Source organism: Desulfurobacterium sp., assembly GCF_027028515.1.
GTDB lineage: Bacteria > Aquificota > Aquificia > Desulfurobacteriales > Desulfurobacteriaceae > Desulfurobacterium_A.
Window position 1 is genome coordinate 1 of record NZ_JALVIW010000006.1, and the last position, 2,102, is coordinate 2,102.

Sequence of the window (2,102 nt, forward strand, 5' to 3'; positions counted from 1 at the left end):
CATTATCAATCCCGAACTTCCTGTTGAGAAAAAGTATCAATCTTTTGTTCAGAATGTAGTTCAACCTATGGTGAACTATATGCAGAATGTAAGCAAGTTTACTGAAATGGCTGTTGAGAAAGGCGTGTTTAATGGTGAAGTTAAAGAGATTCTGAACTACCTTGATAGTGCATTAAGAAGTGAAATTACGGCTGAATATATCAACCTGATAAGCAACTTTAACGCATTCTACTTCTACGGAATAAAGCAGTCAGTAGAAAGCAAGGACATTCAAAATGTTATTGACTTTGTTAAGTATGTTGCAGAACACCACGAAGAATTTGCCAAGAAACTTATCCCCGGCTTTGAGCCGGATATTGACCTTGTTCCCATAAAGGATAAGGACGTCTTTGACTTTAAAAAGTTCAATTATGTAGCGTTAACACCGCTTCTTAAGGAATATGTATCTCCCGGTGAAGTACTGGTAAATGCTAAAAAAGGAATAAAAGATCCTCAAAAACTCATTGAGGAATCTATTGTTTCTATTTATCACTTCTTTATGGCTCAGGGTTCAAGTGCTACAATGCTTGTAAAGGTTAACTACTACAACCCTGATGAGACGATAAGAAGGGTTAAGCTAAACAACTACAAGTTCAGGAGGTAAGTATGAAAGGAGTTGAGGTTTTAAAGAAGATTCGTAGTGGTAATCTGGATTTAACTTTAGATGAACTTAAAGCTGAGGTTGACGGATACGGTCAAACTGTAGCTCACATTCTTGCCAAGAAAGTTTATCCACAGCAGGAGAGGTTGATTCTCTTTGATGTAGTTGACGACAAACAGCTTGACAGCGTTTTACCGATATCGACTCCTTACGGGTGGAGTGTTTTACATCAGATATCCGAAAGTGGAGAAGTGGTTCATCTAACGGACTATAGGAGAAAGCTCTATCTTTCTCTCAGGGAAGGAGAATTTGGAGATACACCTCTTCACGTTCTTGCACGTTCTAATCCAGGTAAGTTTTTAAAAACTTTTAGTCCTTATAAGGATATTCAGTTCTATACCGTTCCTAACCTCTACGGAGATACACCTGCACACATTCTTTCAAGGCTGAACTATCTTGAGATTCCCGATACAGACGACTTTTTAGCTATTTTGACCAGTTCTAATGTTAACGGTGAGACGGTAGCTGAAATTCTTTTCTTAAACGGTAAAAGGTTTAAGAACCCGAAAATTTTAAATCTTGAGCTTTCTTTTCTTAACAGGAGTATAGGAGAAATTCAATCCTACGGAGAAAGGAGGGCACAATGAGTGCGATAACTTCCGAAAGTACTCCTACCAGCCTTTTACTACCGTTTGAGGATAAAGAGGCTTCTGCCAGCATTTCGACAATTCTTAACCGTTATGCCGAGCAAAATGCCAGAATTCTTAATAGGGGTAGTACTGCTTATTTTTTAACCGAAATAGTATTAACACTTTTATCTACTGGGAAGGTCAAGGTCTATGATCCCAAAAAAATGCCGTTTTACCTTGCTGGTGTGTTTGAAAACAAAGTTGCATTTACAGATGGTCATTTTATATGGCTGAATAAAAATTACTACAACAAAGTGCAAAAGTTTCACGATTCAATAGTTAACATAGTGTCTGAAATGATAAAAAAGGATAAAGACACCAAAAAAGATATAAATACCTTGAAAAACCTTTATACTTATTCTGATTCAATCCACAGCTTTTCTCCGTATGTATCCAGTCTGCTCGGCCTTATTATGCACGAAGCTTTACACTATATTCTCAAACACGATGTAAAAGTCAGAGGATTTATATCCAACGAACAGGAAAAAACTTTATACAATATCGCTTCTGATATTTACATTAATACCTTAATAGAAATTTCAACTCTACCCAGTCAGACGGACAATATGTTAAACCATTTTATTGATAATGAGAGTGATTGGGGTAATTTGCTTTCAGAACTCATTTTAAATAAAGTAATGGACTTTGAAGATGTTGTAGGCTTTTTCTACATAGCAGAAGAATACGGAAAACGCAAAAAAGAAGTAGAATCGTTCTTTAAAAAGATACAGAACCAAATGCTAAAATCTATGGCCAAAAAAATTGATAAAGAA

At 36.2% G+C, this 2,102-nt stretch carries 3 protein-coding genes; all 3 read left to right on the top strand.

Features of this window, described 5'->3' with window-relative positions; all coding sequences use genetic code 11:
- Window positions 1-643 (top strand): hypothetical protein (locus MV676_RS00375; protein WP_297444259.1); only part of this gene is annotated, 643 nt, incomplete at its 5' end.
- Between the two features lie 2 nt (window positions 644-645).
- Window positions 646-1,287 carry a hypothetical protein gene (locus tag MV676_RS00380; RefSeq protein ID WP_297444260.1) on the top strand — a complete coding sequence of 214 codons (642 nt, stop codon included), beginning with the start codon at window positions 646-648 and terminating at the stop codon, window positions 1,285-1,287.
- Window positions 1,284-2,102: hypothetical protein (locus MV676_RS00385; RefSeq protein WP_297444261.1), on the top strand; the 819-nt coding region annotated here is incomplete at its 3' end. The genes MV676_RS00380 and MV676_RS00385, both read left to right, overlap by 4 nt.

Excerpts from the sequence above, each read along its gene's own strand:
- MV676_RS00380 (WP_297444260.1), top strand. The coding sequence starts at position 646 with ATGAAAGGAGTTGAGGTTTTAAAGAAGATTCGTAGTGGTAATCTGGAT.